The organism is Nonomuraea sp. B1E8 (assembly GCF_039871515.1).
Taxonomy (GTDB): domain Bacteria; phylum Actinomycetota; class Actinomycetes; order Streptosporangiales; family Streptosporangiaceae; genus Nonomuraea.
Map to the genome: position 1 here is coordinate 1 of NZ_JBDPLS010000040.1, position 5,058 is coordinate 5,058.

The 5,058-nt window shown below is 57.5% G+C and carries 2 rRNA genes; both read right to left on the reverse strand.

Annotation, left to right across the window (positions count from 1 at the left end):
• Positions 1–15: 15 nt before the first annotated feature.
• Positions 16–3,122, reverse strand: a 23S ribosomal RNA gene (locus tag ABGA98_RS45580).
• A 297-nt stretch (positions 3,123–3,419) separates the two neighbouring features.
• Positions 3,420–4,940 (reverse strand): 16S ribosomal RNA (locus tag ABGA98_RS45585).
• The 16S and 23S rRNA genes sit together here, the layout of an rRNA operon.
• Positions 4,941–5,058 lie beyond the last annotated feature (118 nt).

Genomic DNA, 5,058 nt, shown 5'->3' on the forward strand with positions numbered 1-5,058 from the left:
CGAAAAGTATGCTTTGTGGTCAAGTCCTCGGCCTATTAGTACCGGTCAGCTCCACACGTTACCGTGCTTCCACACCCGGCCTATCAACCCGGTCGTCTACCGGGAGCCTTACCCCCTCAACAGGGAGGGAGACCTCATCTCAAGGCGAGCTTCCCGCTTAGATGCTTTCAGCGGTTATCCCTTCCGAACGTAGCCAACCAGCCGTGCACCTGGCGGTACAACTGGCACACCAGAGGTTCGTCCGTCCCGGTCCTCTCGTACTAGGGACAGCCCCTTTCAAGTCTCCTACGCGCGCAGCGGATAGGGACCGAACTGTCTCGCGACGTTCTAAACCCAGCTCGCGTACCGCTTTAATGGGCGAACAGCCCAACCCTTGGGACCTACTCCAGCCCCAGGATGCGACGAGCCGACATCGAGGTGCCAAACCATCCCGTCGATATGGACTCTTGGGGAAGATCAGCCTGTTATCCCCGGGGTACCTTTTAGCCGTTGAGCGACACCGCTTCCACACGCCGATGCCGGATCACTAGTCCCAGCTTTCGCTCCTGCTCGACCCGTCAGTCTCACAGTCAAGCTCCCTTGTGCACTTACACTCAACACCTGATTGCCAACCAGGCTGAGGGAACCTTTGGGCGCCTCCGTTACCCTTTAGGAGGCAACCGCCCCAGTTAAACTACCCACCAGACACTGTCCCCGATCCGGATCACGGACCAGAGTTAGACGTTCAAAACGACCAGAGTGGTATTTCACCAATGACTCCACCCGAACTAGCGTCCGAGCTTCCCAGTCTCCCACCTATCCTACACAAGACGCTCCAAACGCCAATGTCAAGCTGTAGTGAAGGTCCCGGGGTCTTTCCGTCCTGCTGCGCGTAACGAGCATCTTTACTCGTAGTGCAATTTCGCCGGGTCTGCGGTTGAGACAGCGGGGAAGTCGTTACGCCATTCGTGCAGGTCGGAACTTACCCGACAAGGAATTTCGCTACCTTAGGATGGTTATAGTTACCACCGCCGTTTACCGGCGCTTAAGTTCTCACCTTCGCCAGGTCTCCCTGACTAAGCGGTCCCCTTAACGTTCCGGCACCGGGCAGGCGTCAGTCCGTATACATCGTCTTACGACTTCGCACGGACCTGTGTTTTTAGTAAACAGTCGCTTCCCCCTGGCCACTGCGACCCCCACCAGCTCACAGAGCTAGCCCGATCACCAGCAGAGGTCCCCCTTCTCCCGAAGTTACGGGGGCAATTTGCCGAGTTCCTTAACCACAGTTCACCCGATCGCCTTAGTATTCTCTACCTGACCACCTGAGTCGGTTTAGGGTACGGGCCGCCACAACACTCACTAGAGGCTTTTCTCGGCAGCATAGGATCATCCACTTCACCACAATCGGCTCGGCATCACATCTCACCCACAAATGCTGCGGATTTACCTACAACACGGGCTACATGCTTACCCCAGGACAACCATCGCCTGGGCTGGACTACCTTCCTGCGTCACCCCATCGCTTACCTACTACCCCATCAGGCCGAGCGTTCGGTCTAACATCCCCTCCGAAGAAGCGACTGACTTAAGGACTCTTAGTATCAAGGGGTTCAGTATGGGCGCATTGAAGCGGGTACGGGAATATCAACCCGTTGTCCATCGACTACGCCTGTCGGCCTCGCCTTAGGTCCCGACTTACCCTGGGCGGATTAACCTGGCCCAGGAACCCTTGGTCATCCGGCGCGAGGGTTTCTCACCCTCGATTCGCTACTCATGCCTGCATTCTCACTCGCACAGCCTCCACAACTAGATCACTCTGCTGCTTCGCCGGCTGCACGACGCTCCCCTACCCACCAACCCCACACAGGAGTCAGTGCCACGACTTCGGCGATGTGCTTGAGCCCCGCTACATTGTCGGCGCGGAATCACTTGACCAGTGAGCTATTACGCACTCTTTCAAGGATGGCTGCTTCTAAGCCAACCTCCTGGTTGTCTCTGCGACTCCACATCCTTTCCCACTTAGCACACGCTTAGGGGCCTTAGTCGGTGATCTGGGCTGTTTCCCTCTCGACTACGAACCTTATCGCCCGCAGTCTCACTGCCACGCTCTCACTTACCGGCATTCGGAGTTTGGCTGACGTCAGTAACCTTGTCGGGCCCATCAGCCATCCAGTGCTCTACCTCCGGCAAGAAACACGCAACGCTGCACCTAAATGCATTTCGGGGAGAACCAGCTATCACGGAGTTTGATTGGCCTTTCACCCCTACACACAGATCATCCCCCAGGTTTTCAACCCTGGTGGGTTCGGTCCTCCACCCAGTCTTACCTGAGCTTCAACCTGCCCATGCGTAGATCACTCCGCTTCGGGTCTACAGCATGCGACTCAAACGCCCTCTTCAGACTCGCTTTCGCTACGGCTCCCCCACACGGGTTAACCTCGCCACACACCATAACTCGCAGGCTCATTCTTCAAAAGGCACGCAGTCACATCACACACAAGGACAAGCCTCGTGTAAGCTCCTACGGCTTGTAGGCACACGGTTTCAGGTACTCTTTCACAACCCCTCACCGGGGCACTTTTCACCTTTCCCTCACGGTACTCGTGCACTATCGGTCACCAGGGAGTATTTAGGCTTACCAGGTGGTCCTGGCAGATTCACACAGGATTCCTCGAGCCCCGTGCTACTTGGGATCCCCTCCAACAGTCGACAAGGTTTCGTCTACCCGGCTCTCACGGTCTACGGCAGCCCTTCCCAGAGCTTTCAACTACCCCACCGATTTATCACTGTCCGACCCTCCGGCAGAAGAATCAAGAAGGTCCCACGACCCCGGACATGCAACGCCTGCCGGCTATCACACACGCCCGGTTTAGCCTCATCCGCTTTCGCTCACCACTACTCACGGAATCACTCTTGTTTTCTCTTCCTACGGGTACTGAGATGTTTCACTTCCCCGCGTTACCACCAACCGCCCTATACATTCAAGCGGAGGCAACACCACATGACTGGTGCTAGGTTTCCCCATTCGGACATCCCCGGATCAACGTCTGGTTGGCGACTCCCCGAGGCTTAACGCAGCCTCCCACGTCCTTCATCGGCTCCTGATGCCAAGGCATCCACCGTGTGCCCTAAAAAACTTGGCCACAAAGATGCTCGCGTCCACTATGCAAATCTCAAACAACAAACAGCAAACCACCGCCACAACACAAACCCTGCGCCGCTTAAGTGACCCTGTCACCGAGAACCCGGTCGCCCGTTTCCTCAGGACCCAACAGTGTGTCCAACCAGCCCGAACCCCCACAACGCGTGCTCCCACTCCCTCCTCACGGAAGGCGGTACTGACCCGCAGGCGATCCAACCCTGGTTGAGTAGCCAGTGCTCCACTAGTGAGCTGTCACCCCACCACACATCCGGCGGTGAAAGGTGAAGATGCTCCTTAGAAAGGAGGTGATCCAGCCGCACCTTCCGGTACGGCTACCTTGTTACGACTTCGTCCCAATCGCCAGCCCCACCTTCGACCGCTCCCCCCAGCAAGCTGGTTGGGCCACGGGCTTCGGGTGTTGCCGACTTTCGTGACGTGACGGGCGGTGTGTACAAGGCCCGGGAACGTATTCACCGCAGCATTGCTGATCTGCGATTACTAGCGACTCCGACTTCATGGGGTCGAGTTGCAGACCCCAATCCGAACTGAGACCGGCTTTTAGGGATTCGCTCCACCTCACGGCATCGCAACCCTCTGTACCGGCCATTGTAGCATGTTTGCAGCCCAAGACATAAGGGGCATGATGACTTGACGTCATCCCCACCTTCCTCCGAGTTGACCCCGGCAGTCCCCCATGAGTCCCCAACCCTCCGAAAAGGTTGCTGGCAACATGGAGCAAGGGTTGCGCTCGTTGCGGGACTTAACCCAACATCTCACGACACGAGCTGACGACAGCCATGCACCACCTGTCACCCAGTCCGAAGAAGCCCCCATCTCTGGGAGTGTCCGGGTGATGTCAAACCTTGGTAAGGTTCTTCGCGTTGCGTCGAATTAAGCAACATGCTCCGCCGCTTGTGCGGGCCCCCGTCAATTCCTTTGAGTTTTAGCCTTGCGGCCGTACTCCCCAGGCGGGGCGCTTAATGCGTTAGCTCCGGCACGGAGATCGTGGAAGACCCCCACACCTAGCGCCCAACGTTTACAGCGTGGACTACCAGGGTATCTAATCCTGTTCGCTCCCCACGCTTTCGCTCCTCAGCGTCAGGTAAGGCCCAGCAAGCCGCCTTCGCCACCGGTGTTCCTCCTGATATCTGCGCATTTCACCGCTACACCAGGAATTCCACTTGCCCCTACCTACCTCTAGCCGGCCCGTATCCACCGCAGACCTAGGGTTAAGCCCTAAGCTTTCACGGCAGACGCGACCAGCCACCTACGAGCTCTTTACGCCCAATAATTCCGGACAACGCTTGCGCCCTACGTATTACCGCGGCTGCTGGCACGTAGTTAGCCGGCGCTTCTTCTGCAGGTACACGTCAACTTCGTCCCTGCTGAAAGAGGTTTACAACCCGAAGGCCGTCATCCCCCACGCGGCGTCGCTGCGTCAGGCTTCCGCCCATTGCGCAATATTCCCCACTGCTGCCTCCCGTAGGAGTCTGGGCCGTGTCTCAGTCCCAGTGTGGCCGGTCGCCCTCTCAGGCCGGCTACCCGTCGTCGCCTTGGTAGGCCACTACCCCACCAACAAGCTGATAGGCCGCGAGCCCATCCCCAACCGAAAAACTTTCCACCACCACCCGATGCCGGAGGCGGTCGTATCCGGTATTAGACCCGGTTTCCCAGGCTTATCCCAGAGTCAGGGGCAGGTTGCTCACGTGTTACTCACCCGTTCGCCGCTCGAGTACCCCGAAGGGCCTTTCCGCTCGACTTGCATGTGTTAAGCACGCCGCCAGCGTTCGTCCTGAGCCAGGATCAAACTCTCCAAAAAAGGTCTGAACCCAACTAACAAAAGGAATCCGTCAAAAACCGACTAACGTCGATCGACGGGGTTGTGCATCATGCACTGGCTTTTAACACACTGTTGAGTTCTCAAGAAACGCACGCGT